At 71.6% G+C, this 26,595-nt stretch carries 28 protein-coding genes; 20 read left to right on the forward strand and 8 right to left on the reverse strand.

Translation table 11 applies throughout. The features are described 5' to 3' along the window. The first annotated feature begins 3 nt into the window (after nucleotides 1-3). From F0L68_RS24210 to F0L68_RS24265, 13 genes are all read left to right on the forward strand, one after another. Nucleotides 4-444: a phage tail protein gene (locus F0L68_RS24210; protein WP_149852061.1), complete on the forward strand. Its 441-nt coding sequence runs from the start codon at nucleotides 4-6 to the stop codon at nucleotides 442-444. Then, entirely contained in the window at nucleotides 441-914 is a 474-nt protein-coding gene (locus F0L68_RS24215) for a hypothetical protein (protein ID WP_149852062.1), read from the forward strand. The genes F0L68_RS24210 and F0L68_RS24215 overlap by 4 nt, the downstream gene beginning before the upstream one ends. Then, nucleotides 911-1,069, forward strand: coding sequence for a DUF6760 family protein (locus F0L68_RS42610; protein ID WP_188316786.1), 159 nt, complete (start codon nucleotides 911-913; stop codon nucleotides 1,067-1,069). Before F0L68_RS24215 ends, F0L68_RS42610 begins: the two co-directional genes overlap by 4 nt. 5 nt (nucleotides 1,070-1,074) lie before the next feature. Further along, nucleotides 1,075-3,846: a hypothetical protein gene (locus F0L68_RS24220; protein ID WP_149852063.1), complete on the forward strand. Its 2,772-nt coding sequence runs from the start codon at nucleotides 1,075-1,077 to the stop codon at nucleotides 3,844-3,846. Nucleotides 3,847-3,865: 19 nt separating this feature from the next. Beyond that, nucleotides 3,866-4,288, forward strand: coding sequence for a phage tail protein (locus F0L68_RS24225; protein ID WP_149852064.1), 423 nt, complete (start codon nucleotides 3,866-3,868; stop codon nucleotides 4,286-4,288). Between the two features lie 19 nt (nucleotides 4,289-4,307). Beyond that, a complete protein-coding gene (locus F0L68_RS24230; RefSeq protein ID WP_149852066.1) occupies nucleotides 4,308-5,036 on the forward strand; it encodes a CIS tube protein in 729 nt (242 codons plus the stop codon). Continuing rightward, a complete protein-coding gene (locus tag F0L68_RS24235) occupies nucleotides 5,033-6,832 on the forward strand; it encodes a VgrG-related protein (protein WP_149852068.1) in 1,800 nt (599 codons plus the stop codon). Before F0L68_RS24230 ends, F0L68_RS24235 begins: the two co-directional genes overlap by 4 nt. Before the next feature lie 28 nt (nucleotides 6,833-6,860). Then, entirely contained in the window at nucleotides 6,861-7,166 is a 306-nt protein-coding gene (locus F0L68_RS24240; protein WP_149852070.1) for a PAAR domain-containing protein, read from the forward strand. Then, nucleotides 7,163-7,582: a GPW/gp25 family protein gene (locus F0L68_RS24245; protein ID WP_149852072.1), complete on the forward strand. Its 420-nt coding sequence runs from the start codon at nucleotides 7,163-7,165 to the stop codon at nucleotides 7,580-7,582. Before F0L68_RS24240 ends, F0L68_RS24245 begins: the two co-directional genes overlap by 4 nt. Beyond that, nucleotides 7,582-9,507, forward strand: a complete 1,926-nt coding sequence (locus tag F0L68_RS24250; protein ID WP_149852074.1) for a putative baseplate assembly protein — start codon at nucleotides 7,582-7,584, stop codon at nucleotides 9,505-9,507. Before F0L68_RS24245 ends, F0L68_RS24250 begins: the two co-directional genes overlap by 1 nt. Beyond that, entirely contained in the window at nucleotides 9,504-10,067 is a 564-nt protein-coding gene (locus tag F0L68_RS24255) for a phage tail protein (protein ID WP_149852076.1), read from the forward strand. The genes F0L68_RS24250 and F0L68_RS24255 overlap by 4 nt, the downstream gene beginning before the upstream one ends. 4 nt (nucleotides 10,068-10,071) lie before the next feature. Next, complete coding sequence (locus F0L68_RS24260; RefSeq protein ID WP_149852078.1) at nucleotides 10,072-10,962, forward strand: NADase-type glycan-binding domain-containing protein; 891 nt, start codon at nucleotides 10,072-10,074, stop codon at nucleotides 10,960-10,962. Nucleotides 10,963-11,087: 125 nt separating this feature from the next. Next, nucleotides 11,088-11,948 (forward strand): NAD(P)H-binding protein, encoded by an 861-nt coding sequence (locus F0L68_RS24265; protein ID WP_149852079.1) that lies wholly within the window; start codon nucleotides 11,088-11,090, stop codon nucleotides 11,946-11,948. Between the two features lie 32 nt (nucleotides 11,949-11,980). On the opposite strand, the gene F0L68_RS24270 is transcribed toward F0L68_RS24265, so the two are convergent. After that, the gene (locus F0L68_RS24270; RefSeq protein ID WP_149852081.1) at nucleotides 11,981-12,391 is read right to left on the reverse strand and encodes a nuclear transport factor 2 family protein; all 411 of its coding nucleotides are present in this window, start codon (nucleotides 12,389-12,391) and stop codon (nucleotides 11,981-11,983) included. 72 nt (nucleotides 12,392-12,463) lie between these two features. Next, nucleotides 12,464-13,075: a TetR family transcriptional regulator gene (locus tag F0L68_RS24275; protein WP_149852083.1), complete on the reverse strand. Its 612-nt coding sequence runs from the start codon at nucleotides 13,073-13,075 to the stop codon at nucleotides 12,464-12,466. Between the two features lie 127 nt (nucleotides 13,076-13,202). Between F0L68_RS24275 and F0L68_RS24280 the strand changes: the two genes are divergently transcribed. Then, nucleotides 13,203-13,667 (forward strand): nuclear transport factor 2 family protein, encoded by a 465-nt coding sequence (locus F0L68_RS24280; protein WP_149852084.1) that lies wholly within the window; start codon nucleotides 13,203-13,205, stop codon nucleotides 13,665-13,667. A 53-nt stretch (nucleotides 13,668-13,720) separates the two neighbouring features. On the opposite strand, the gene pip (F0L68_RS24285) is transcribed toward F0L68_RS24280, so the two are convergent. Both pip (F0L68_RS24285) and pip (F0L68_RS24290) read right to left on the reverse strand, forming a co-directional pair. Then, a complete protein-coding gene (pip, locus tag F0L68_RS24285) occupies nucleotides 13,721-14,680 on the reverse strand; it encodes a prolyl aminopeptidase (protein ID WP_149852085.1) in 960 nt (319 codons plus the stop codon). Continuing rightward, nucleotides 14,677-15,645 (reverse strand): prolyl aminopeptidase, encoded by a 969-nt coding sequence (pip, locus tag F0L68_RS24290; RefSeq protein ID WP_149852087.1) that lies wholly within the window; start codon nucleotides 15,643-15,645, stop codon nucleotides 14,677-14,679. Before pip (F0L68_RS24290) ends, pip (F0L68_RS24285) begins: the two co-directional genes overlap by 4 nt. A gap of 428 nt (nucleotides 15,646-16,073) precedes the next feature. On the opposite strand from pip (F0L68_RS24290), the gene tuf reads away from it, so the two are divergent. The 4 genes from tuf to F0L68_RS24310 all read left to right on the forward strand — a co-directional run bounded on the left by tuf (nucleotide 16,074) and on the right by F0L68_RS24310 (nucleotide 18,983). Next, on the forward strand, nucleotides 16,074-17,258 hold the full coding sequence (tuf, locus tag F0L68_RS24295; RefSeq protein ID WP_149852088.1) for an elongation factor Tu: 1,185 nt from the start codon (nucleotides 16,074-16,076) through the stop codon (nucleotides 17,256-17,258). Between the two features lie 154 nt (nucleotides 17,259-17,412). After that, complete coding sequence (locus F0L68_RS24300) at nucleotides 17,413-17,595, forward strand: hypothetical protein (protein ID WP_149852089.1); 183 nt, start codon at nucleotides 17,413-17,415, stop codon at nucleotides 17,593-17,595. 2 nt (nucleotides 17,596-17,597) lie between these two features. Continuing rightward, nucleotides 17,598-17,933, forward strand: coding sequence for an ArsR/SmtB family transcription factor (locus F0L68_RS24305; protein ID WP_149852090.1), 336 nt, complete (start codon nucleotides 17,598-17,600; stop codon nucleotides 17,931-17,933). Nucleotides 17,934-17,972: 39 nt separating this feature from the next. After that, entirely contained in the window at nucleotides 17,973-18,983 is a 1,011-nt protein-coding gene (locus F0L68_RS24310) for an asparaginase (RefSeq protein WP_223199089.1), read from the forward strand. Nucleotides 18,984-19,140: 157 nt separating this feature from the next. Here F0L68_RS24310 and F0L68_RS24315 read toward each other — a convergent pair whose 3' ends face one another. After that, nucleotides 19,141-20,661: a glycoside hydrolase family 28 protein gene (locus F0L68_RS24315; protein WP_223199090.1), complete on the reverse strand. Its 1,521-nt coding sequence runs from the start codon at nucleotides 20,659-20,661 to the stop codon at nucleotides 19,141-19,143. Nucleotides 20,662-20,906: 245 nt separating this feature from the next. After that, nucleotides 20,907-21,860 carry a GlxA family transcriptional regulator gene (locus F0L68_RS24320; RefSeq protein ID WP_149852096.1) on the reverse strand — a complete coding sequence of 318 codons (954 nt, stop codon included), beginning with the start codon at nucleotides 21,858-21,860 and terminating at the stop codon, nucleotides 20,907-20,909. 188 nt (nucleotides 21,861-22,048) lie between these two features. Between F0L68_RS24320 and F0L68_RS24325 the strand changes: the two genes are divergently transcribed. After that, nucleotides 22,049-22,555, forward strand: a complete 507-nt coding sequence (locus F0L68_RS24325) for a hypothetical protein (RefSeq protein WP_149852097.1) — start codon at nucleotides 22,049-22,051, stop codon at nucleotides 22,553-22,555. Nucleotides 22,556-22,611: 56 nt separating this feature from the next. Here F0L68_RS24325 and F0L68_RS24330 read toward each other — a convergent pair whose 3' ends face one another. After that, nucleotides 22,612-23,361, reverse strand: a complete 750-nt coding sequence (locus tag F0L68_RS24330) for an alpha/beta fold hydrolase (protein ID WP_188316787.1) — start codon at nucleotides 23,359-23,361, stop codon at nucleotides 22,612-22,614. A 55-nt stretch (nucleotides 23,362-23,416) separates the two neighbouring features. Then, entirely contained in the window at nucleotides 23,417-25,699 is a 2,283-nt protein-coding gene (locus F0L68_RS24335) for an ATP-binding cassette domain-containing protein (RefSeq protein ID WP_149852100.1), read from the reverse strand. A 75-nt stretch (nucleotides 25,700-25,774) separates the two neighbouring features. Here F0L68_RS24335 and F0L68_RS24340 point away from each other — a divergent pair, with 75 nt between their 5' ends. Further along, complete coding sequence (locus F0L68_RS24340; protein ID WP_149852101.1) at nucleotides 25,775-26,572, forward strand: TetR/AcrR family transcriptional regulator C-terminal domain-containing protein; 798 nt, start codon at nucleotides 25,775-25,777, stop codon at nucleotides 26,570-26,572. Nucleotides 26,573-26,595 lie beyond the last annotated feature (23 nt).

Below are 26,595 nucleotides of genomic sequence, written 5' to 3' on the forward strand. Positions count from 1 at the left end.
GTCATGGCGCAGGGCGACACTCTTGCCACGCATAGGTTCGGCGTGCAGCTTGGCGGGATCACCGTGGAGTCCGTCAAGGAGATCAGCGGGCTCGTGGTCGAGCAGGACGTGGTCGAGAACATGCAGGTGAGCGCGCAGGGCAAGGCGATGAACAAGAAGCAGCCCGGCAGCCACAAGGGCGGCGAGGTCACCATCACCCGTGGCATGGACAAGAGCCCCGAGTTCAGCGACTGGATCAAGAAGACCCTGTTCGACGGGGACGTGGACAGCGCGCGGCAGAACCTGACCATCGAGATCATGGACCCCAAGGGCGACGTGGTCCGCCGGATGCAGCTGTTCGACGCGTGGGTGAGCAAGTGGGAGGGGCCGAACCTGACCGCGGGCCAGTCGGCCGGCGCCGAGGAGAAGGCGACGATCACGTTCGAGCGGATCGAGGTCGAATGAGGCGGCGGATCGTCTCCATCGGGGACCTCGACGAACTCGCGCAGTCCACCGAGCCCGCCGTGCGGCCGGCCGAACCGGCCGGCCGAGGCGAGCGGGCGGACCTGCGCACGGAGTTCGACTTCGAGCTGCCGCGCGGATACCTGCACTCGGACGGGACCCTGCACCGACACGGCCGGATGCGCCTGGCGACCGCGCGGGACGAGCTGCGCCCGCAGATCGACGTTCGGGTCAGGGAGAATCCGGCGTACCTCAGCGTTGTCCTGCTCAGCCAGGTGATTACCAAGCTGGGGACCATCACCGACATCCACTCGGGTCTGGTCGAGCAGATGTACGCCACCGACATCGCGTTCCTCCAGGACTTCTACCGGCGGATCAACAGCGAGGGGCACACCCGCGCCGAGGTCGAGTGCCCGACCTGCGGCACGTCCTTCGAGGTCGACATCGCCGGTGGCCGCCTGGGGGAATCGTGACGTACGCGGTCGACCGACTGCACGAGGAGATCGCGTACATCGCATACCACTTCCACTGGACCCGGTCGGAGATCCTCGATCTCGATCACCAGGAGCGGCGACGCTGGGTGCGGGAGATCGCGGGCATCAACACTCGGGTGAACGAGAGCGGGTGAACACGGTGGGGTTGTGGCAGAGGCTGTTCCGGCGGCAGGTGCAGCGCCGGCCGGACGACGCGCCCCGGCCGTCGGCCACGGCCCCGGCCGACGGTTGGCTGCGGGCCGCCCCGATGCCCAGGGTGATCCAGCGAATCCCCGAGACGCTCGGGGACGGCGACGCCTTTCGCGGCACGCTGGCCTCCTGGCGAAACCCGTCGCTCACCGGACAACTGGGCCACCGCTTCGCCTCGGACGCGCCTGCCGGGGTGGCACGGGGTCTCGCGCGGCCCGTGCCCTCGTCGACGGCCGACGAACTGCCCCTGGTCGCCAGGGCGACGGCCGGCGAACAGCCGCCCGCCGATTCCACGGATCCGCTGCCGGCGGCCGCACCGGCCGTTCCGGGGCGGCGCATCGGCCTGCCCCCGGTTCGCCGGATTCCGATGGCCCGAGCACGGGCGCGCCGGGCCGAGGAACCCGCACCCGCCAAGGAGATCACCGGTCCGGTCGCGCCTCTCGTCGAGCCAGCACGGCGAAGCCAGGACGAACCCGAGGCGCGCACGGCACTCGTCGTCGAGCGGGCTCCCGCAGCGAAGCCGGCCAGCGCGGGCACGGTTCCCTCGGTGCAGCGGCTCGGGGTCGGCGAACCCCTCACGAGCCTGCCGCCGACCGCGCGTCTCGTGTCACCCACCGTCGAATCCGACAGTCCACAGTGGACATATTCCGGTGGGAAGCCGGTCGTGCAGCGGTCCGTCGGACCGGATCCGGGCGACGACCGGGGCTCGGCGGTACCGCTGCTCGGCACGGCACCCGTGATCCCGACGGGCAGCGACCAGGCGGCAGCGCCTCGACCCGCCGACACCGGGCATCGCGCGTCGATGCCGGATTCTCCGGTCGTAGCACGGAGAACGGCCGTCTCGGCACCCCAGCAGGCGGCACCCCAGCAGGCGGCACCCCAGCAGGCGGCGCGGCAGCCGGCTCCCCCGGACGTCGCGCCTCGGTCGACGCCGCGAGCCACGGAGTCCCGTGCCGTTCCCGCCGACGATGGTCCCGCAGTGCCGCGCCTCGGCGAGGCCACGACTGGCCGAACCAGCATCTCCGGTGCGCAGACGCAGGCACCAGGGCCGTCGGACACGCCAACGCACCGAGCCACTGGTGCGCCGAGGATCACGCCGCAGGACGCGGCCGATCCGGTGGCACGGGCCATGGCGCACGTCGCCGAGGCACCGGACCCGCTCCCCATGCCAAGCGCCCCGACGAGCCGAGAGCCTGCCGGCCTCGAGTCGCCCGACGCCGTTGTCCAGGAAGCGCCCCTGCTCGGCGGCGGCTCGCCGGCCCCGGCCCCGCCGCTCGGCAATACCACGGCGGCAGCGGCCAACCCGGCGAGTCCGCTGCCGCGCGGCGGAACTGACGCGCTCGCGCTGCCGATGGTTCAGCGCGCCGCCGACACACCAGCCGTGCCGCGGGACGAGCCCGCGAACCGCGCCCCGCAACGGGAGAAGCCGCCGCCCACCATGCGGTCGAGTCATCAGACGCCGTCGGTGCAGCGGCTCGGTGTCGGCGAACCCCGCACGAGCCTGCCGCCGACACCGCCACGGGCTGTCCATCAGCAGGGTGCTCCCCAGTCACAGCACCAGACCCGGTCGACCGACCGTGCCGGATCCGCGGCCACCGAGGTCCCGATTCTCGGTGCCGCCCCATCGCCGGCCGACCCGGCAACGCGGGACGCTCCTGCGCCGCCCTCGGCCGTCCGAGCGCCGCTCGTGCAACGAGCGCCCGTGCACCCACAGCACCACCCGGCCCCGGAGCGGCAACGGCCAACGCTCGGGGCCAGCCCGGCCCGGCCGGCATCGCGTGATCTCGCCACCGGCACGCCGAGGGAACCCGACGGCCCGAGCCCGGCGCGGTCAGGCACGACCGACGCAGCGCCGAAGAGCACCGTGACTCCCGGCTTTCCCGCTGTGGCGCAACGGGAATCACCGGCGCGGCCGGTCGCCCATCGCCCGGCCCCACCCAGGTCCGGATGGCGGGGCGCCGCCGCCCCCGTCCAGCTCGCGCGGGGAACCGCACCGGCGACGAAACCCGCTTCCGGCATCGCGCCCCCGACGGATCTCGCGCTGCACCGCCGAACCCGCGGCGGCACCCGGCCGGCAGTCCCGTCGTCGACGCGGCCGGATCAACTGGTGCCACCGGCGGCCGGGTCGGCGGAGTCGCACACCCTGCTCGGCCCGATCTCGGTTGCCGTGCTCCCGCAGGCCGGGGCACAGGAATCCCGGCGACCCGCACTACCGCACCGCGCGACCGACCGATCCGTACCGCTGCTCGCGACCCAGGCACCGCCGATATCCACCGCCGCCGGCCCGGTCACGGCCGTCCAGGCGCGCCGATCGAGCACGGCCGCACCCGGTGTCCGCGTGGTCCGCCCGGCACCGCCGAAGCCCGCAGACCCGCTGCCGCACACCGAGATCCGCCGGCCGACGCCTCCGCACGCGCCCGCCGCGACCTCCCCGCAGCCCGCCGTCGTCCAGCGACAGGCCGCGCCGCAACGGCAGGCCGCCGACGCGCGGTTGCTGCGGGTGGCCGGGATCCCGTCGAACATCCCCGTCACGGTGGTGCAGCGGCGAACCGAGGTGTCCGAGGCCGAACCGTCGACACGGGAGCAGGCAGGGGTCGACCTGGACGGGCTCGACATCGACGAGCTGGCGCGGCGGCTGTTCGAGCCGATGACCCGCATGCTGCGCGCGGAGCTTCGGCACGACAGGGCACGCGCCGGTCGATCGCACGAACGACGGTACTGAAGCGGAAGGGAGTCCATCCATGTCCGAGCTGTACGCCTCCTCCGTGTTCTTCCGTCTCGCCATCGGCGGCAACGACCTCGGGGCGTTCCACACCTGTAGCGGACTCGGGGCCAGGGTGGAGATCGAGCAGTTCAGCGAGGGCGGCAACAACGGCTTCACGCACCAGCTGCCGTCGCGGATCACCTGGTCCAACATCACGCTGTCCCGGCCGGTCACCTCGGACACCGCGAAGGTGTCCAGGTGGCTGGACCAGATCATCCGCCAGGTCGAGCGCAAGAACGGCGAGATCGTCGCGCTGAAGCCGAATCTGACCACGATCGCGAAGTGGCAGGTGCTCGGGATCGTGCCGGTGAGCTGGCAGGGGCCGTCCTTCGACCCCGCGCAGTCGCAGCCCGCGATCGAGACGCTGGAGATCGCGCACGAGGGGCTGCTCTCGTCATGACCATCGGAGAGGAGTCCAGGTGACCTCGCTCGGCCGAAGCCTGGCCAGGGCCGAACTCCTGATCAAGGAGCCGCCGTCGAAGGTCGGCGCACGCCCCGGCACAACCATTGCCAAGGTCACGTTCCAGTTCAACCCCAACCGGTTGTCGCTGACCAAGACCACGGAGTGGCGGCGCAAGCCATCGCGCATGGCCAGGGCGTCCGCCATGCCGGAGTTCGTCGGCAGCGGCCCGAGGTCGCTGTCGTTCGAGATGTTCCTCGACGCGACCGCGAAGCACGACAACTCGGTGGAGGAACAGGTCGAACAGCTGATGAAGGCGTGCGTGCCAACCGCCAAGAGCATCAGCAGCAAGAAGCCGGCCAGCCCGTGGGTGCAGTTCGACTGGGGCAAGGCGAAGACGACCTCGTTCGACGGCGTGCTGTCCAGCCTCTCGGTCTCCTACACGCTGTTCGACGTCGACGGCACGCCGTTGCGGGCGACCTGTTCGCTGGCCATCGAGGAGGCCGCGGTCGACGCGTCCGGCCAGAACCCGACCTCGGGTTCGCGGGACGTGTCCAGGACGCACCAGGTGGTGGCCGGCGACAGCCTGCCGCAGATCGCCTGGCGGGAGTACGGCGACGCGACCGCGTGGCGGCTGATCGCCGAGGCCAACGACATCGACGACCCGTTGCAGCTGGTCCCTGGCAGCGAGCTGTTGGTCCCGGCGTTCGGCGAGTCCACCGCGTCCACTGTGGACGGTGTGCGATGAGCGGCGAAGCCAGGTCGTTCACGGCCGATCCCGTCGTGTCGGTCGCCGGACCGCTGCCGCCGATCTGGCAGGAGCAGCTGGTGCGCACGGTCGTCGACGAGAACGTCGGGCTGCCGAGCGAGGCTACGCTGACCTTCCGCGACCCCTACCACGAGCTGCTCACCCAGACCGGCATCACCATCGGGTTGCCCCTCAAGGTGTCGGTCGTGATCTCCGAGGGCCAGGCGGCGAAGCAGCTGTTCTTCGGCGAGGTGACGTCGCTCGAGCTGGACATCGACAGCACCGGTTCCTTCACGGTGGTGCGGGCGATGAGTCGGGCGCACCGACTGCTGCGCGGCAGGCGGGTCGTCGCCTTCCGGAACATGACCGCGGCGGCGATCGTCCGCAAGGTCGCGGGCAACGCCGGGCTCGCGACGGGCCGCGTCGAGGCGCCGGCCATCGTCTACCCGGGGCTCACCCAGGCAGGCGTGTCGGACTGGGACTTCCTCCAGGACCTGGCAGCCCAGCTCGGCGCGGTCGTGCGGGTGGATGACACGGGCCACCTCGACTTCATCGCGCAGACGCCTGCGGCCGGGGCGCCCACGCCGGGCACGCCGGCCACCGCGAGTCCGTTCGTGTTGGAGTACGGGAGAAACCTGATGGCGTTGCGCGCGGTGCTCAGCGCGGTCGACCAGGTGGACTCGGTGCAGGTGCGCAGCTGGAACGTGGACGCCAAGTGGGCCAACGTGGCCAACCGGGCCAGCACGCCCAGCAGCACCGTGCGGCCCGGCCTGACCGGGCCGGGCTCGTTCGGCCCGGCCACCGCGCTGGTCACCGGCACCCCGTACGGCACGCACGCGGAGGCGACCGCGGCGGCGGCGGCGCTGGCCGAGTCGATGAGTTCCGGTGTCGGCGAGCTGGAGGCCGTGGTCGAGGGCGAACCGCAGCTGCGCGCCGGCACTCCGGTGACCCTCAGCAACGCGGGCGCGGACTTCTCCGGTCGCTACACCGCGTCGGCCGTGCAGCACGTGCTCGACGCCGACTCCGGCTACCGGACCACGGTGTTGGTCAGCGCCACACCGGATCGGACGCTGGCCGGGCTCACCGCGGGCGCCACCCAGCGGGCCCGCGCTCCCCGGTTCCCCGGCGTCGCCACCGCGATCGTCACCAACATCAGGGAGCCCGGCCGGAGCGAACGCGGCCAGGTGAAGCTGAAGTTCCCCTGGCTGGACGAGATGTACGAGTCGGACTGGGTGCGCACGGTGCAGTGGGGCGGTCAGGGCGGCGGGGTGTTCAGCCCCGAGGTCAACGACGAGGTGCTGGTCGGCTTCGAGCAGGGCAGCATCGACCGGCCGTATGTGCTCGGCGGTCTCTACAACGGCGTCGACGCGCCCTCGCCGCACCACGTCCCGCTGATCGACAGCGCGGGCAAGGTGAACCGGCGGTCCCTGGTGTCCCGCAAGGGACATCGGCTGGAACTGGTGGACGGCCTGACCGGGCCGCCAGGGGTGCGCGTGGCCAGCGGGGACGACCGGTTGGAGATCCGGCTCGACGATGCCAAGAAGACGATCGACATCACCGTGTTCTCGGCGGGCGGGACCGGCCCGCTCAGCTCGATAAAGCTGTCCCCGCGAGGCATCGCGCTCGACGCGGGCACCGGGAGCCTCACGCTGTCCGCCGGATCGATCTCCATCGACGCCGGCGCGGGGAGCCTCACGCAGTCCGCCGGGTCGATCTCCGTCGACGGGCGGGCCAGCGTCGAGATCGACGGCGGCGCGCTGGCGAGGCTGCGCGGCAGGCTGATCGAGATCAACTGAGCACCACCGCACCGGAAGGAGAGTGGCCGTGCCCCCCGTAGCCAGGATCGGAGACACGACCGCGCACGCAGGGACGCTCCTGCCACCCGTGCCGCCGCGGCCGGGACTCCTCGCCGTGCTGGTCGCCGGCCGCCCGGTCGCGGTGGCCGGCAGTGTGCACGAGTGCGCCCCGCACGTGGAGTTGGGCCCCGCGAACCTGGTGCTGCCCAAGCCGGGCCCCGGCCGCATGGTGTTGGTGTGCGGCCTGCCGGTGGCTTGCGTCGGCGACCAGACCGTGTGCGGCGCGAACATCGTGACCGGTGCGCCCAACGTGCTGCTTGGAGGCCTGTTGTGAACACGCAGTTCATCGGGCGCGGCTGGGCCTTCCCGATGGGAGTGGCCCCGACCGGCGGCGTCGCGATGGTGGAGCAGGACCTGGAGATCCAGCAGGCGATCCGGATCGTGCTCGGCACCGCGCCGGGCGAACGGCCGATGCGGCCCGAGTTCGGCTGCGGCATCCACGACTACGTGTTCGCGCCGAGCGACGGGGCCACGGCCGGCCGGATCGCGCACGAGGTCAGGATCGCGCTGGACCGCTGGGAACCGCGCATCGAGGTGTCCGACGTGGTGATCGCGTTCGACGCTGTCAACGACGGCGTGCTCTACGTCGACGTCCGCTACACCATTCGGTCCAGCAACAGCGAACGCAACCTGGTGTTCCCGTTCTACACGATCCCCGACGAAGGCCCTGGCGAGAGAGAAGTGTCGTAATGGTGTTGCCCTCGCCCAATCTCGACGACCGCCGCTTCCAGCAGCTCGTCGACGAGGCCAAGCGGTACGTGCAGCAGCGCACGCCGGAGTGGACCGACCACAACGTGTCCGACCCCGGCGTCACGCTCATCGAGACGTTCGCGCACATGGTCGACCAGCTCGTGTACCGGCTGAACCGGGTGCCCGACCGTAACTACCTAGCCTTCCTCGACCTGCTCGGCGTCGGGCTGTTCCCGCCGGCGGCGGCGCGGGCCGAGGTGACCTTCTGGCTGTCGGCGGAGCAGCCGGAGACGGTGCTGTTGCCTGCGGGGACGGAGGTCGCGACGGAAGACACGAACTCCGACGACGCGGTCGTCTTCGGCACCGTCACCGATCTGCCCTTGGTGCCGTGCGAGCTGTCCAGGCTGGTGTCCGTGTCGGCGGCCGGCGACCAGGCGGACCGCACGAACGACCTGAACGCCGGCCGGGACGTGCGGTGCTTCCAGACCAGGCCCGCGCCGGGCGACGTGCTGATGTTCGGCCTGTCCGCCGCGGTGCCGCGCTGCGTGGTGGCGATCCGGCTGGACAGCCAGGTCGAGGGCATCGGCGTCGACCCGAGGCAGCCGCCGCTGGTGTGGGAGGCGTGGAACGGCGCGGACTGGACGATCTGCGACACCTACGAGGACACCACCGGCGGCCTGAACCGGCCGGGCGACGTGGTGCTGTTGTTGCCGCCGACCCACGCGCTGTCGGTGGTCGGCGGGGCGCGGGCAGGGTGGCTGCGCTGCCGGGTGGTCGCGCCGATCGAGGACCAGCCGTTCTACTCGGAGTCGCCGACGATCCGGGTCGCCGAGGCGTCGACCATCGGCGGGGTCTGCACGGTCGAACACGCCGAGACGGTGGTGGACGCGACGCTCGGCGTGTCGGCCGGCGTGCCGGGCCAACGGTTCCGGCTCGCCACGGTGCCGGTGCTCGTCGACGCCGAGCCGATCGTTGTGCAGGTGTCCGGCGAGCAGGGCTGGCAGGAGTGGACCGTCGTCGAGCACTTCGGCGAGTCCCGTCCGGCCGACCGGCACGTGACCCTCGACCCGACGACCGGCGAGTTCTGTTTTCCGCCAGCGGTAAGGGAATCCGACGGCACGCTGCGCGCGTACGGCGCGACGCCGCCGAAACAGGCCAGGCTGCGGGTGCCGCGCTACCGCACCGGCGGCGGTCGGGCCGGCAACGTGTCGCGCGGCACGATCTCGGTGCTGCGCAGCTCGGTGCCCTATGTGGCCAGGGTGGAGAACCGCGAGGCCGCAGGCGGCGGGGTGGACGGCGAGACGGTCGACGAGGCCAAGGTGCGTGCGCCACACCAGTTGCGGGTGCAGGAGCGCGCGGTGACCGCGACGGACTACGAGCAGATCGCGCGGCAGGCCGCGCCGGCCGCCGCCAGGGTGCGCTGCCTGCCGCTGGACGCGGAGCCCGGCGCCGCGCGGGTGCTGGTGGTGCCGGACGCGGTGGCGGACGAGGGTGACCGGATCAGGTTCGAGCAGCTGATCCCGCCGGAGGGCATGCTCGCGGCGATCACCGAGCGGCTCGACGAACGCCGGCTGCTCGGCACCCGCATCCTGGTGGAACCGCCGTTCTACCAAGGGGTGACGGTGGTGGCGCGGCTCGTCGCGGCCGAGCCCGACGTGGACAAGACCGCCGTGGACGCCCTGTACCGGCACCTGAGTCCGCTGCGCGGCGGGATCGCCGGCACCGGCTGGCCGTTCGGCCTGTCGCTGCACTTCGGCGAGGTGTTCGCGATTCTCCAGCGGGTGCCGGGGGTGACGTCGATCGAGGAGGTGCGGCTGTTCCCGGCCGACCCGATCACCGGGCGGCGCGGCGGGGCCACCGACCGGATCGACCTCGCCGAGCACGCGCTGCTCTTCTCCTTCCAGCACCAGGTGTTGGTGTCATGACGCGCGCGGCGATCCCCGACCTGCCCAGCCGGCATCCACTCGGCGGGCAGCTGCCGGCCCTGTACGCGGCGGACGGCTTCGCCCAGCGGTTCACCTCGGGGCTCGACGTCGTGCTCGCGCCCATTGTGTCCACTGTGGACAACATCGCTCGCTACCTGGATCCGCGCCTCACGCCGCCGGACTTCCTTGCGTGGCTGGCCTGTTGGGTGGCGGCGGACCTCGACGCCGACTGGCCGCAGGAGATGCGCAGGACGGCCGTGGCCGGCGCCGTCGCGGCGCACCGCTGGCGGGGCACCGGGCGCGGGCTGGTCGAGCGGCTGCGGCTGTGCGCCGACGTGCACGCGCGGGTCCTGGACGGTCCCGGCGCGACTTGGTCGACCGCGCCAGGCGGCGACCTGCCCGGCGAGCCGACGCGCGAGGTCGTGGTGGAGGTCTGGCCGGCCGGCCCCGGCGAGGTGGACCGCGAGCGGGTGACGGCGCTGGTCGCCTCGGCCTGCCCGATCCACCTCACCTGCGTGGTGCGGGTGCTGGCCGGCCCGCCCGACCAGGACGGAGAGTGAGGACATGCGCCCCTGTCCGGTATGCGGCACGCTCGTCGGCGAGTCCGACGAGTTCTGCGGGAACTGCGGCAGCTACCTCGGCTGGAGCCAACAGCAACAGCAGCCCACAGCCGAAGAGTCCACTGTGGACGAACCGGCACCGGTGCAGCCGGCCAGGCCGGTCGCGCCGCGCCCCGTCCGCTCCACCCAGGTCACCGAGGCCCCGGTCGACGGCGTGCCCTGCCCCAACTGCGGCACCACGAACCCGCCAGACCGGCGCTACTGCCGAAAGTGCGCCACGCCGCTGACCGAGGCCGCGCAGGCCGCGCCGCCACGGCGCCGAGGGTGGTGGTCCCGGCGGCGCGACGGCTCCGGGCGGCTGGCCCGCGCGCTCGTGTTGCTCGCCGTGGTCCTCGCGCTGGCGGTGGCCGGCTTCCTGTTGCAGCCGCTCGGGGTTCGGCTGTTCCAGGACGTGCTCGACAAGACCTCGCAGGCGGTGCCGGTGCACCCCTCCGGCGAACGGGCCAGCGCCGAGTCCCCCGGCCATCCGGCCGCGGCGGCCGTGGACGGCGCGACGAACCGGTACTGGGGCGCGCCGGGCAAGGACGCGTGGATCGAGTTCACCTTCGACCACCCGTTCCGGCTGCTCTCGCTGATCATCAACACCGGGGCGTCCACCACGCCGAACGAGTTCGCCGCGCAGGCCAGGCCGACCCAGTTCGACGTGCTCGTGACGGGCTCGGACGGCACGGTCACCACGGTGCCGGCACCGCTCGCGGACCGGCCTGGGCCGCAGACCGTGCAGACCGGCATCAGCGACGTCGTGCGCATCCGCCTGGTCGTCCGCGCGGTGGCGGGGTTCGCGCCGGGCAAGGAGGTGGCGCTCGGCGAGGTCGAGTTCTTCCAGCGCTCCTGACCGCGTGGCGCGCGCCACACCTCCCAGGGCCGGCGTTGACTTGAACCTTTGTTCAGGTTTTAGCGTTCGGGTGTCGAGCCGATCAGGAAGATCGGCTCGGTCGAGGACAACCTGGGAGGGTTTCCATGGCACCGCAGAACGTCATCCTGGTGACCGGCGCGACCGGCAAGGTCGGCCGCGAGGTCGTGTCCGGACTGCTGGACACCGGCGCAACCGTCCGGGCGCTGGTCCGCGACCCGGCCTCGGCCGGCCTGCCCGCCGGCGTCGAGGTGGTGCGCGGCGACCTGTCCGCGCCGGACACCGTTGCGGCGGCGCTGGACGGGGTCGGGGCCGTGTTCCTGCTCTGGCCGTTCCTGACCGCCGAGCACGCTCCCCCGGTCATCGACGCGATCGCGCGGCAGGCCGGGCGGATCGTCTACCTGTCCTCGATCGGCGTCCGCGACGATCTGGAGGAGCAGACCGACGCGATCAACACCTTCCACGCCGGCGTCGAGCGACTGATCGAGAAGTCGACGCTGGCCTGGACGTTCGTGCGACCTGGCGGGTTCGCGTCCAACGTCCTCGGCTGGGCGGCGGGGATCCGCGCCGAGGGCGTCGTGCGCGCGCCCTTCGGGGACATGGCGCGGCCGCTGATCCACGAGCGGGACATCGCGGCCGTCGCGGTGCGCGCGCTGACCGAGGACGGCCACGGTTCGGCGAAGTACCAGCTGACCGGCCCCGCGCTGGTCACCCAGACCGAGCAGGTGGCGGCCATCGGCGCCGCGATCGACCGCCCGGTGCGCTTCGAGGAGCAGTCCCGCGAGGACGCGCGCGCGGGCATGGTCCAGGCGTGGGGCGACGCGACGGTCGTCGACCAGGTGCTCGACGCCTGGGCGAGCCTCAGCGCGAATCCCGAGCCGATCACCGACACGGTCGAGCGGGTCCTCGGGCGGCCGGCGCTGACCTTCGCCGACTGGGCCGTCGACCACGCCGAGGACTTCCGCTGACGTTCTCCCGTTGGGGCTCTCCCGGTGGAGTCTCAGGCCATCAGGTCCGGCGCGAAGTAGTCCCGCAGCCGCGCGATCTTCCCGTCGCGGACGCGGAAGATCTGCACGAGTGAGACCGTCACCGGGCCGTCGGCCGTGGTGAGCACGGTGTCGATCTCGGCGACGAACACGTCGGGATCGCCGGTGGTGTGCATCGCGTACCCGGACTTCGCCACGTCGACCTCGCCGGCCTGCTGCTCGGCCGGCAGCCGGTAGTACTCGGCCATGGCGGTCCTGATCTGCTCGCGGCCGACCAGCCGATTCGGGAAGGTCGCACCCGCCGGCACGAGCGGCGCCTCCAACACGCCGTCCTCGGTGAACATCTCGGCCAGCGCGTCGGCATCGCGGCTCAGCGCGCCCGCCCAGACGTAGCGCTCGAAGATCTCCTTCGGGGTCGCCGGCACGGCGAACTCCTTTGTTCGGAGGGGGTTTCTTCCAGCCTACTGGCGGCCGCGCCGTTGGCGCAGCGGACCCGGCTACGGTGTGGCGGTCTCGGCGAAGGCCGCGCGCAGCAACGCCAGCGCCTTCGCGCACTCCTCGGCCGGCGAGCCGCGCCCGCCGGACCGGAACCAGAAGGTGACGGCGACCCGCATCGCGTCGGTGACGGCGTGGGTGAGCACGTGCGCGCGCAGCTCGTCGTCGCGGGTCCTGGCCGTGCCGGCGAGTAGGGCCTCGAAGAAGTGTTCCTGTCCGCCGCGCCAGACGAGCTGGAACATGCGCGCCTGGAGCGCGGGCACGGCCTGCACGAGCTGGTAGCCGCGCATGGCGCGGGCCGGGTCGCCCGCGGCGAAACCGGCGAGCATCGCCCGCGCCACGAAGTCGACGTCCGTCTCGCCCGGCAGGCGTTCGGCCAGCGCCAGCCTGGTCGCGTCCTCGGCGGTGGAACCGCCGACGAGCACGTCCTCCTTGGCCGGGAAGTACCGGTAGAAGGTGCGCGGCGAGACGTCGGCGGCCGCCGCGATCTCCTCCACGGACACCGCGTCGTAGCCGCTGGCCTCGAACAACCGCAGGGCTGCTTCGACGATGGCGTCCTCGGTGCGCCTCCTCTTGCGCGCGCGAAGCCCGGTCTCCGAATCGCTGTCAACCACGTCGCCAGGCTAGCCGAGCACCTGACACACACGCCAATTGCCAGTCTTGCCATTTGGCAGATCTGTCATTACCTTCGTGGCATGGCCGGCAGTCGCCGCGCCACCACCACGTGAGGGGGACCAGGCAATGAATGCCGAGGAGACGGTCGACCAGTACTGGCAGGCCTACCGCCGGCACGACCTCGACGGCGTGCTCGCGCACTTGGCCGACGACGTGGTCGTCGAGTTCCCGACGAGCCAGGAACCCAGTCGGGGCAAGGACAGCATCCGCACGGTGTGGGCGAAGCTGTTCAGCACGATCATCCCGGACATCAGCCCGGAGGTGGTCACGACGGTGGCCCAGGGCGACACCGTCGCGTGCGAGTTCGTCGAGACCGGCACGCTCGTCATCCCGGCCGAGGCCGCGGCCGCCGGCATCGAGCCGGGCGGCCGGCCGTACACGATGAGCATGGTGACGTTCTTCCACCTCAACGGGGACGGCCTGATCGACCGGCTGCGCTCCTACTGGGACACCGGGAACTTCGCCGGGCAGCTCGGCATCAGCATCGGCGTCATCAGCGCCATGCAGGCCGAGGCGCACGCCACCGCGTAGACGGTTCCGGTGCGGCGGCAGGAAAAGTCGCCGCCGCACCGGAACCCCTCAGCTCACCTCGCGGCGAAGCCGTCCAGCGCGGCGAGTGCCTGCTGCGCCATCGCGCCGCTGCCCTGGTGCCCGGAGTCGTTGATCGCGACGAGTTTCGCGTCCGGCCACGCGCGGGCGAGGTCCCACGCGGTCTGGAGCGGGCCGCTCATGTCGAGCCGCCCGTGGATCAGCACGCCGGGAATGCCGGCGAGGCGGCCGGCGTCGCGCAGCACCGCGCCGTCCTCCAGCCAGCAGCCGTTGGCGAAGTAGTGCGCGCAGATCCGCACGAACGCGAGCGCCGCCGCGGGCGGACGATCGCTGTACGCGTTGGGCTTCCCGCCGGGCTCCAGCGCGACGACCGCGTCCTCCCAGGCCAGCCAGTCGTGCGCGGCCCTGTCCCGCACCTGCTGGTCGGGGTGTTCCATCAGCCGCGCGTAGGCGGCCACGAGGTCCCCGTCGCGGTCAGCCTCCGGCACGCCGTCCCGGAACCGTTCCCACTCCTGCGGGAAGAAGCTGCCGACGCCCCGATAGAGCCAGTCGATCTCCGACTGCCTACCGGTTGTCACGCTGACGAGGACAATTTCCGTTACCCGGTGCGGAAAACGCTCCGCGTAGGCGAGCGCGAGCGTCGAGCCCCACGAGCCGCCGTAGAGCAGCCAGCGGTCGATGCCGAGATGCTCGCGCAGCCGCTCCATGTCGGCGATCAGGTGCTCGGTGGTGTTGTGCCGCATATCGGTCGCCGGGTCGCTGGCGTGCGGGGTGCTCCGCCCGCAGCCGCGCTGGTCGAACAGCACACCCCGATACCGCGCCGGATCGAACCCGCGACGCGCGCGCACCGAGCAGCCGCTTCCCGGACCGCCGTGCACGTACAGGGCCGGCTTGCCATCGGGGTTGCCGACGGTCTCCCAGTAGACGTGGTTCCCGTCGCCGACGTCGAGCATCCCGTGGTCGTACGGCTCGGTCGGCGGGTATGGCTTGGTCATCGGACGATCTGGGGGGCGAACGCGGTGAACGCCGCGGCGAGGCGTTCCCGCATCGCCTCGCTGCCCTTGTGTCCGGAGTCCTCGATGACGGCGAGCTCCGCACTGGGCCAGGCCTTGGCGAGGTTCCACACGGTTTCCAGCGGGCAGCTCAGGTCGTGGCGGCCGTGCACCAGCACGGCCGGGATGTCGGCGAGCCGGTCGATGTCGCGCATGATCGCGCCGTCCGCCAACCACCCGCCGTTGCCGAAGTAGTGCGCGCAGATGCGGACGAACGCCAGCATCGAGTCCGAGGGGCTGGCGGCCTCGAGGCTGAACATTGCGTTGGGCTCCAACGAGAGGACCGCGTCCTCCCAGGCCATCCAGTCCAGGGCGGCCCGTTCCCGCACCTGTTGGTCGGGGTGTGCCATCAGCCGCGCGTAGGCGGCCAGCAGGTCCCCGTCGCGGTCGGCCTCGGGCACGCCGTCGCGGAACCGCGCCCACTGCTCGGGAAAGATCCGGCCGGCGCCCCGGTAGAGCCAGTCGATCTCGGTCTGCCTCGAGGTCATCACGGACACGAGGATTATTTCCGTTACGCGGTCAGGAAAACGCTCCGCGTAGGCGAGGGCCAGCGTGCACCCCCACGAGCCGCCGAACAGCAGCCAGCGGTCGATGCCGAGATGCTCGCGCAGCCGCTCCATGTCGGCGATCAGATGCTCGGTGGTGTTGTGACTCATGTCGGTCGCCGGATCGGCGGCGTGCGGAGTGCTCCGCCCGCAGCCGCGCTGGTCGAACAGCACGCCCCGGAAGAGCTCTTGATCGAACCTGTTCCTGGCGCGCGGCGAGCAGCCGCTTCCCGGGCCGCCGTGCACGTACAGGGCGGGCTTGCCATCGGGGTTGCCGATGGTCTCCCAGTAGACGTGGTTCCCGTCGCCGACGTCGAGCATGCCCTGGTCGTACGGCTCGATCGGCTGCGTTGGCGCGCCCATGTCCTGCTCCTCTTCTGCTCTTCTGCGGATTCTGTCGACGGCGCGACGATGATCGCCGCGCGGAGGCAGACCAAAATCGCCAGTGTGCCGTCCGCGCACCGGGAGCGCGACCGAGAAAAACGCCTCCCGCGGGACACCAGCCGAAACCCGCATGACAACCGTTGCGGCGCCTGACATTGTGATCGTCATGTTCCTGATGGTCGTCGCCGACGCGCGGCCGGGCACCAGCCCGGCACGCGCGGTGGCGGCCGTCCAGGCACGGCTGGCCGGCGCCCGAAGCTGACCCTCCTCCCTTCCGCAGAACCGCAGGAGGAGGGTGGCCCGTTCGTCAGGTTCTGCGCGCGGAGGCGGATGGCCCCGCCCGCGCGCTCCCCGCCAGCCCGACGCGGCGACGCGTGACGCGTCCCCGCCATGCCAAGGAACTCCCTATGAGCAAGCAGCAGTTCGTGCGGACCAAGCCGCACCTCAACATCGGCACGATGGGCCACGTCGACCACGGCAAGACCACGCTGACGGCCGCGATCACCAAGGTGCTCGCGGAGCGCGACGGCGCCACGAACCGGTTCGTGGCGTTCGACCGCATCGACCGCGCGCCGGAGGAGGTCGAGCGCGGCATCACGATCAACATCGCGCACGTCGAGTACGAGACGCCGACGCGCCACTACGCGCACGTCGACATGCCGGGCCACGCCGACTACGTGAAGAACATGATCACCGGTGCGGCGCAGCTCGACGGCGCGATCCTCGTGGTGTCGGCGCAGGACGGGTCCATGCCGCAGACGCGGGAGCACGTCGTGCTCGCGCGCCGGATCGGCGTGCCGCACATCGTCGTCGCGATGAACAAGGCGGACGCGGTCGACGACCCCGAGCTGCTCGACCTTGTGGAGCTGGAGATCCGCGACCTGTTGTCGCACCACGGTTTCCCCGGCGACGAGGTGCCGGTGGTCCGGGTGTCGGCGCTGCGCGCGCTGGCCGGCGACCCCGCCTGGACGGGCGGCATCGTCGACCTCCTCGCGGCCGTCGACGACTACGTGCCGGTGCCGCCGCGCGCGTTGGACAAGCCGTTCCTGATGCCGATCGAGAACGTGCTGACCATCACGGGCCGGGGCACCGTCGTGACCGGGGCCGTCGAGCAGGGCGTGATCCGCGTCGGCGACGCGGTGGAGGTGGTGGGGTTGGCCCCGACGCTGTCCACCGTGTGCACCGGGATCGAGACGTTCGGCAAGTCGCTCGAGCAGGCCCAGGCCGGCGACAACGCGGCGGTGCTGCTGCGCGGGGTCCGCCGCGACCAGGTCCGACGCGGGCAGGTCGTGTGCCTGCCCGGCAGCGTGACGCCGCACCAGCGGTTCCTGGCCAGGGTGTATGTGCTGCCCGAGAACGAGGGCGGCAGGCGGACGGGCTTCGCGGACAACTACCGGCCGCAGTTCTACTTCCGCACCACCGATGTGGTCGGGGTGGTGCGGCTGGACAGCGGCGCGATGGTGCTGCCCGGCGACACGGTGGAGTTCACCGTCGAGCTCGGCAAGCCGATCGCGATGACCGAGGGGCTCGGCTTCGCGATTCGCGAGGGCGGCCACACCGTCGGCGCCGGCACTGTGGTCAGCCTGCTCTGACGATCGACCGCCGCTCGGCCCCCGTGACGCGCAGGTCACGGGGGCCGAGCGCGCCCGAAAGCCGACCATGTCACTCGACTGTCGGCTTGAAGAGTTCTGCAATTCCACGCATAGTTGACTCTTCAAATGAGTGGGGCGGCGTCGGAGGTGGCAGTTGAGCGAGTTCGCGGCGAGCTTGCGGGACCGGATCCGGCAGGCGCGGGAGGCCGTGCGGTTGGCCAGCGAGGCCGGCGACGAGCACGGCGCGTCCGCGCACGGCGCCGACCTGGCGAACCTGCGGCGGCTGGCGAGCGAGCACGGCGTCGACGTCTCCGAGGCCGGTCAGCCGGAGTCCTGACCATGCCGGTTCCGCTGTACCAGGCCAGAGCGGAATTCTTCCGGATACTCGGGCATCCGGTGCGGATCAGGGTTCTGGACCTGTTGTCGGACGGGCCGATGGCGGTGCGCGACCTGCTCGTCGCGATCGAGATCGAGCCGTCGAACCTGTCGCAGCAGCTCGCCGTGCTGCGCCGCGCCGGGATCGTCACCGCGACCAGGGCGGGCACCACGGTGGTCTACGCGTTGTCCGGCGTCGACGTGGCCGAGCTGCTCCGCGCCGCGCGACGCATCCTCGCCGAGGTGTTGACCTGTCAGAATGCGCTGCTGACCGAGCTGCGCGAGGCTGAACTCGGCTGACCGGTCAGCCACATGTCCGACAGCACCAGGGAGACGCACTTGTCAGCGCCCGCAGACCGGTCGCGCCGGGTGGTCGTGTTCGGCCTCGGCGGCACGATCGCCATGACCGCCGACGCGACCGGCGGGGTCGTGCCGGCCCTGTCCGCCGCCGACCTGGTCGCGGCCGTGCCCGGCCTCGCCGACACCGGCATCGAGGTGCGAGTCGAGGACTTCCGTCGGGTGCCCGGCGCGTCGCTGACCATCGACGACCTCGCCGCACTGGCCGAGGCCATCGCCGAGACGCTCGACGGCGGGATCGACGGAGTCGTCGTCACGCAGGGCACCGACACCATCGAGGAGACCGCCTACCTGCTCGACCTCGCGCACGCCGGCCAGCAGCCGATCGTGGTCACCGGGGCGATGCGCAACCCGACCATGGCGGGCGCGGACGGGCCGGCGAACCTGCTGGCCGCCGTCCAGGTCGCCGCGGCCCCGGAGGCCCGCGGCCTCGGCACGCTGGTGGTCCTCGCCGACGAGATCCACGCGGCCGCCAGGGTCCGCAAGACCCACAGCACCAGCACCGCCGCCTTCCGCTCCCCCGACGGCGGGCCGCTCGGCCACGTCGTGGAGGGCGCGGCGCGGATCCTGAACCGGCCGAGGCACCGCGTCACCGTGCCAGCGCCGCCGCCGGGCCGGACGGTGGAGGTCGCCGTGCTGACGATGACCCTCGGCGACTCCGGGGTGCTGCTGGACGGCGTGGCCGATCGTCTCGACGGGTTGGTCGTCGCTGGCTTCGGCGTCGGACACGTGCCGGCCGGCCTGGTCGCGCGGCTGGCGGAGCTGGCCGCCGCGATGCCGGTGGTGCTCGCCTCCCGCACCGGCGCGGGCTCGGTGCTGGCCGCCACCTACGGGTTCGCGGGCTCCGAGTCGGACCTGCTGGCCAGGGGCCTGATCCCGGCGGGCTTCCTCGACCCGCTCAAGGCCCGCGTCCTGCTGCACCGCCTGCTGGCCCTCGGCGTCGACCCGGCCGAGATCCGCGCCGTGTTCGGCACCGCGAGCGGCCACGCCTGACGGCGGCCGGACTGCTCCCAGCCTGCCCGCGCGTGTGCTGTGGGCGGCGCTGTCCACGGCCCTGCACACAGACCGCTCCCCGCGTGCCCGCGCGTGTGCTCGCGAAACGTCAGAGCCCGCGAGGGGTGGGCACGGCCGCCCGTGCCCACCCGCGCGGTCAGCAGCCTGCGGTAGAACCCGTGCTGCCGACCCGAAGCGCGCCACCCGAGGTGTTCGCGCCGCCGGTCACGCAGTAGCCGGTCACGTTCTGGAAGAGCAGGTCCGACGGGCTGTTCCCGCCGCGCTGCGCGACGAAGTGGTCGAACACGACGGCGCCGCCGGTGTTCGCGATGACCGAGGGCCTGCCGTCGTCCTTGCTGAATCGCACCGAGCTGTTGACGAACTTGATGCCGTCGACGTTGTGCAGGTACCAGCCGTACGCCGGGCGCGTGCCGATGCTGGTGGGGTTGTAGTCGTTGGGGTTGTTGCTCGGCACGCCGGTGCTCATCGTGCCGTTGCCGCCGGGCAGCGTGAGGTTGACGTTGGTGAAGGTGACGTTGCGGATCTGGTTGCTGCCGGCCTCACCCCACAGCGTCGGGCTCAGCGAACCGGCGTTGGTTCCGGTGATGTTGTCGTAGGTGATGTCGTGGATGGAGCCGACACCCGGGCTGTTGCCGCACCGCTTCCTGGTGCCGATCTTCTGCATGATGGGCGACTTCGTGCCGGACAGCGTGATGTCGCGGTAGTGCACGTCGGAGATCACCGCGCCGTCCATGGACACCATGCCGAGGCCCGACTTGCCGGCGCCGGTGATGGTGATCTGGTCGAAGTTGTAGTCGGTGAAGTCGCCGCAGGTCTCCGAGCCGAACATGAGCGCGTTGCAGCAGCCAGCGGACAGGTGCGCGCCCGTCACGGTGACGTGTCCGTTGGGCAGCTTCGCCCCGAGCGCGTAGTCGCTCTTGAACACCAGCGCGTCGTCGTTGGCCGCGTCGTTGATGTTGGTGATCTTGACGTTCTGCGTGCTGATGATGTTCCAGCCGTCGCGATCGCTCGCCGTGCTGATGGTGAGGTGGTCGGAGGTGACGCCGGTACAGCCGTTGATCAGCGCGGCGAAGTGGCCGCCGCGCTTCAGCGTGATCCCACTGAGCGTGAGGTTTGTGCACCGGGTCAGTGAGATGATCTTGTCGGCCTGGCCGCTCTTGGGGTTGCCGGTGATCAGGTGGCCACCGCCGTCGATGGTGCCGCCGCCGGTGAAGGTGACGTTGTCCACCTTGTCGCCGAAGAACATAGCGTCGTGGAAGTGGCTGTGGCCGAAGTCCTGGTACTTGTCGTAGGGGTTGGGCTCCGGCGCGTCGTAGCCGGAGCCCGCGCCGGTGATGGTGGCCCCCGGGTCGACCTTGATGGTGACGTTGCTCTTCAGGTGAACGGTGCCGGCGGCGAGGTACGTGCCGGACCTGAACTCCACGATCCCGCCGCCTGCCCGGTTGGCGGCCGAGACCGCGCGGTCGATGGCGGGCGAGTCGTTGGCCGCGCCGGTGCCGGCGGCCCCAAAGCCCTTGACGTCGAACACTTTCGCGCTGACCGGGGCGGCGAGCGCCGACCCCGCTCCGCTGGTTAGGATCGCCAGTCCCGTGACCGCGACGATGGCGAGCCACAGTTTCCGTTTCGCGGCCTTGGCCGACAAGACGTTTCCGAGCACCAGTCCGTCTCCCTCCGCGCATGTAAACCTTTTCATGGCGGCGGCCTTGCCCAGGCTAGGCGGGAGGGATCCGATGAGTCAAGCGCGAGCGCCTGAAGGTCTGCGGCCGGCGGGTTTCGTCAACACCCGAACAGGAAAGGAGCTTCGCGTCGCTCGGCGGCCGCGACGGGCGGGTCGGTGCTGCGCGCACGTCACCCAGTCATCGGATGTCTGGTCGGCGTCGCGGTCACCCTCGACCACTCGGCTCAGCTCGCGACGGCCCCGCGGAACGCCCGCCGGTAGGCGTTCGGGCTGGTGCCGACGACCCGCTTGAACCGGTCGCGAAACGCCGTCGGGGAGCCGAAACCGACCTGGGCGGCGATCCGGTCGACCGGGTGGGCCGTCGTCTCGAGCAGGTGCTGCGCCCGCCGGATTCGCGCGCGGTGCAACCACTGGAGCGGCGTGCTGCCGGTCTGCTCCCGGAAACGGCGGTTGAGGGTGCGGGTGCTCATGCCGGCGAGCGCCGCGATGTCCTCCAACGCGAGGTCGCTGCCGGCGTTGTCCTCCATCCAGCGCAGCACCGGTTCCATGGTCGAGCCGCGCGGCGCGGGCGGCTGTTCCGGCACGATGAACTGCGCCTGCCCACCCTCCCGCTCCAGCGGCATCACCGCGAGCCTGGCCGCGTCGGCGGCCACGGCCGAGCCGAGGTCGCGCCGGATCAGGTGCAGGCACAGGTCGAGCCCGGCCGCCGCGCCCGCCGAGGTGAGGAACTGGCCGTTGTCCACGTAGAGGACGTCCGGGTCCACCGTCACCGCCGGGTGCCGCGCGGCCAGCTCCGCCGCGGCGAGCCAGTGCGTGGTGGCTCGCAGCCCGTCCAGCAGGCCGGTGGCGGCGAACACGAAGGCCCCGGTGCAGATCGAGGCGATGCGGGTGCCGTTGGCCGCGGCGCGCCGCAGCGCGGCAAGGACCTCGGCGGGAATCGGCGCGGTGGGGTCGACGCAGCCCGGCAGGAAGATCGTGTCGGCCTCGGCGAGGGTCGCCAGCCGCCACTGGACGCGGAGGGTGAACAGGCCGGCGTCGACCTCCTCCGTCGGCGCGCACACGCGGACCCGGTAGGCCGCGCGGCCGTCGGGCAGTCGGCTGCGGGCGAACACCTCGATCGGCGTGGTCAGATCGGCGGCGATGACCCCGTCCAGAGCGAGAATGACCACCGTGTGCATGGCAAGAACCTAGAACACCACCGGATTCCGGCCAAGGGCCCTCGGCCTGTGCGCAAGCCCACAGCGACGCGTGGACGTCGTGGCGAGAATCCGTTGCCGACTGGCAATCCAGCCACTTCCCGGTCCCGGCGCGCTCGGTTAGCGTCGTCGCGGAATCCGTTCCCCCGCATGGACAGGACCGCGACCTCGTGACGAAGTTCTTTCTGGCGCTGCACGTTCTGGTCGCGATCATCGCGATCGGCCCGGTCGCGGTGGCCGCCAGCATGTTCCCCGCCGCGGTTCGCCGGGCCGGCGAACGGCCAGGCGACGGCCAGGCCGTCGCGGTGGTCCGGATCCTGCACCGCGTCTGCCGGGTCTACGCCGTGATCGGCATCGCGGTGCCGGTGTTCGGCTTCGCGACCGCAGGCCGCATGCACGCCACCACCCAGCCCTGGGTGCTCGTCTCGATCGGCCTGACGGCGGTCGCCGCCGCCGTGCTCGCGCTGCTCGTGCTGCCGAGGCAGGGCGCGATCCTGGCCGCCGTCGACACCGCCCCGCCCGCGACACCGGAAACGGCCGCGCTGGGGCCGATCGCGCTGGGGCAGGCGAGTCGCGTCGCCGCACGGCTCGCCATGCACACCGGCGTGTTCAACCTCCTGTGGGCGATCGTCACCGTGCTGATGATCCTGCGTCCCGGCTCGACCACCGGGGCGTGACGCCCGCTATGCGGGCACCGCAGGGCAGTGCGCGTCCTCGGCGGGAACCCCGTCGATCAGGTACCGGTTGACGGCCGCCGCCACACAGGCGCGAAATCGGTCCGCCAGTCCGAGCAGAAGGACACTCCAGGGTCGTCCGCCAGCTCGACCGCGGTGTGGCCGATCCCCTGTCTGGCACCGGAAACGGCCGGTTGATCGGCCAACATCCTGAGCTGGCCGGCCAGGTGCGCCCAGTTCGGCTGGTACGCCGTGCCGCGCTGGCTGTGGTCGATGACGCCGTCGAGAGCGAGGGCCCTGATGTGCTGCGGGAAGTTCTCCGCGTACATCTGGCCGGTGAACGTGCCGTAGGACAGCCCGTACAGGCTGATCCGGTCCTCGCCGAGCGCCGCCCGCAGCGCGTCGAGGTCGCGGGCCACGTCGACCATGCCGACGTGGTCGAGCAGCGGCCCGGTGTGCTCGCGGCAGTCCGCGCCGAGCTTTGCGTTGAACGCCACCAGGTTCCGGTAGACGGACGGGTCACTCGGGTCGAACGGAATGGTGTTGACGTTCGCGTTCACCAGGTTCGCGTCGCACTGGATGGGGTGGCTGCGGCCGACACCCCTCGGGTCGTAGCTGACGACGTCGAACCTGGCGGTCAGGTCGGCCGACAGCGGGATCCCGCCGAGGATCGCGCTCACGCCGGAGCCACCGGGTCCACCGGGCAGGTAGAAGAGCGTGCCCACCCGGTGGGCCTGGTCATCGGCCCTGCGCCGCGCCACGGCGACGTCAATCCGGTCGCCGCCCGGCCGGCTCCAGTCCACGGGCACCCGGATCGTGCCGCAGTCGACCGAGCCGGCCGGGACCTCGCGTTGCCGCCGGGCGTCAGGACAGGTACTTGCGCAGGTGCGTCGCGGTGAGCGAGTCGCCGCTCGCGACGAGGTCGGCAGGCGTTCCCGTGAACACCACCCGGCCACCGTCGTGGCCCGCGCCGGGGCCGAGGTCGATGATCCAGTCGGCGTGCGCCATCACGGCCTGGTGGTGCTCGATGACGATGACCGTGTTGCCGTCGTCGACGAGCCGGTCGAGCAGCGCGAGGAGCTGGTCCACGTCGGCGAGGTGCAGGCCGGTGGTCGGCTCGTCCAGCACGTAGGTGGTCGCCTTCTCCGCCATGCGGATGGCCAGCTTGACCCGCTGCCGCTCGCCGCCGGACAGGGTGGTGAGCGGCTGGCCGAGCCCGAGGTAGCCGAGCCCGACGTCGGCGAGCCGGTCGAGGACGGCGCGGACGCCGCGCTCGGTGAAAAAGTCGCGGACCTGCTCCACCGACATCGCCAGGACCTGGCTGATGTCCTTGCCCCGCAACGTGTGCGTCAGGACCTCGGGGGTGAACCGCTTGCCCTCGCACCGTTCGCACACCGACGCGACCCCGGCCATCATGGCGAGGTCGGTGTAGACGAGGCCGATGCCCTTGCAGTTCTGGCACGCGCCCTCGGAGTTCGCGCTGAACAGCGCGGCCTTCACGCCGTTGGCCTTGGCGAAGGCGGCGCGGATCGGGTCGAGCAGCCCGGTGTAGGTGGCCGGATTGCTGCGCCGGGACCCCCGGATGGCGGACTGGTCGACCACCACGACACCGTCGCGGCCGGGCAGCGAGCCGTGGATCAGCGAACTCTTGCCGGAGCCAGCGACACCGGTGACGACGGTCAGCACGCCGAGCGGAATGTCGACGCTGACGTCGCGGAGGTTGTGCAGGGTCGCCCCGGTGATCGACAGGTGCCCCCGCGCCTGCCGCGCACGCTCGCGCAGCCGCGCGCGGTGGCCGAGGTGCCGGCCGGTCAGCGTGCCGGACGCGCGCAGTCCAGGGACGTCGCCGCTGAAGCAGACCTGCCCGCCGGCCGGGCCCGCGCCGGGACCGAGGTCGACCACGTGGTCGGCGATCTCGATGGTCTCGGGCTTGTGCTCGACGACGAGCACGGTGTTTCCCTTGTCGCGCAGGCGAAGCAGCAGGTCGTTCATCCGCTGGATGTCGTGCGGGTGCAGCCCGACGGTCGGCTCGTCGAAGACGTAGGTGATGTCGGTGAGGCTGGAACCGAGGTGCCGCACCATCTTCACCCGCTGCGCCTCGCCGCCGGACAGGGTGCCGGACTCGCGGTCCAGGCTCAGGTAGCCGAGTCCGATCTCGACCAGCGAGTCCAGCGTCTCGCGCAGGGTGCCGAGCAGCGGCCCGACCGACTCGGCGTCGATGCCCCTGACGAACTCGGCGAGTTCGCTGACCTGCATGGCGGAGCACTCCGCGATGGTCCTGCCCTCGACCTTGCTGGCCAGCGCGGCCGCGTTGAGCCTGCTGCCCGCACAGTCCGGGCAGGTGGTGAACACGACGGCGCGGTCGACGAACGCGCGGATGTGCGGCTGCATCGACTCCCGGTCCTTGGACAGGTAGAGCCGCCGCAGCTTCACCACGAGACCCTCGTAGGTGATGGCGCTGCTGCCGATCTTGACCTTGGTCGGCGGCTTGTGCAGGAAGTCGTCCCACTGGGCTGGGGTGTAGTCCTTCAGCTTCGCGTCGGGGTCGACGAGCCCCGAGTTGATGTAGGCCTGCGTGTACCAGGCGTCCACGCCGAAGTTCGGCACGGTGATCGCGCCCTCGTTGAGCGACCGCTCGACGTCGACCAACTGGTTGACGTCGATGTCGGTCACCCGGCCGAGCCCCTCGCAGCGGGGGCACATGCCCTCGGCCAGGTTGAAGCTGAAGGCGCTCGCGGAGCCGACGCGCGGCGTGCCGAGGCGGCTGAAAATGATCCGCAGCATGGTGTTCGCGTCGGTGGCGGTGCCGACCGTCGAGCGGGAGTTCGCGCCCATCCGCTCCTGGTCGACGAGGATCGCCGCGCTCAGGTTGCGCAGGGCGTCGACGTCGGGCCGGCCGAGGCTGGGCATGAAGGACTGGAGGAACGCCGTGTAGGTCTCGTTGATCAGGCGCTGGGACTCGGCCGCGATGGTGCCGAAGACCAGCGAGGACTTGCCCGATCCGGAGACCCCGGTGAAGACGGTGAGCCTGCGCTTGGGGATGTCGAGCGAGACGTCGGCCAGGTTGTTCTCCCTCGCGCCGCGGACCTCGATGGCGTCGTGGCTGTCCGCGTCGCGCCACCCGGTGCCGACCGGTTCCGAACCCATACCGTGTCCCCCTGATATCTTTACGGCATAAACTGGCGATGTCGACCGATCACTTTACACCATAAGGAGCCAGACGTGGTGGTCTTTGCCGCACAGGGCGACGCGCGACGGTCCATGGCCCTGCTGTGGCGCGGCCCCGGCTCGCCGGGCGCACACACCGGCCCCGGCCCCAAGCCCGCGCTGAGCGTCGACGCGATCGTGGACGCGGCGATCGCCGTCGCGGACGCCGACGGCATGGCCGGGCTGTCCATGCGCGCCGTCGGCGACCGGCTCGGCTGCACGGCGATGGCGCTCTACACCTACGTGCCCAACAAGAGCGAGCTGCTGGACCTGATGTACGACAGGGCGCACGCGGAGCTGCCGAGCGCGTACGAGCTCGGCAGCGGCTGGCGCGCGGCCGCGGCCGGCTGGTCCGGCGACCTGCTGGCGTTCTACCTGTGCCACCCGTGGGTGCTCCAGGTGTCGCAGGCGCGGCCCGTGTTGGGCCCCAACGAGTACGTCGTGCTGGAGACCGTGGTGCGGATCCTGCACGGCACCGGCCTGCCGGCCGTCATGCTGCGGCGCGTCGTCGGCACGCTGTTCAGCTTCGTGCGCGGCGCGGCACAGACCGTCGCCGAAACCCGGCAGGCCCCGACCGTGACCGGCGTGTCCGACGAGGAGTGGTGGCTGGCCCGCTCCGCCATGCTGACCGAGCTGGCCCCGGACTTCACCGAGCGGTTCCCCGCGATCAGCGCGATGGAGTCCGCGGGCGCGTTCGCCCCCGCCGACGACGCGATGCCCTACCTGGAGCGCGAGGCGAGGGAGACCTTCGCCGCCGGGCTCACCGTCCTGCTCGACGGCGTCGAGGTCGCCATAGCGAAAACGGCGTCATGAAGGGACTCTTCACGACATCGTCG

The organism is Solihabitans fulvus (assembly GCF_008386585.1).
In the GTDB taxonomy this organism is placed as follows: Bacteria; Actinomycetota; Actinomycetes; order Mycobacteriales; family Pseudonocardiaceae; genus Solihabitans; species Solihabitans fulvus.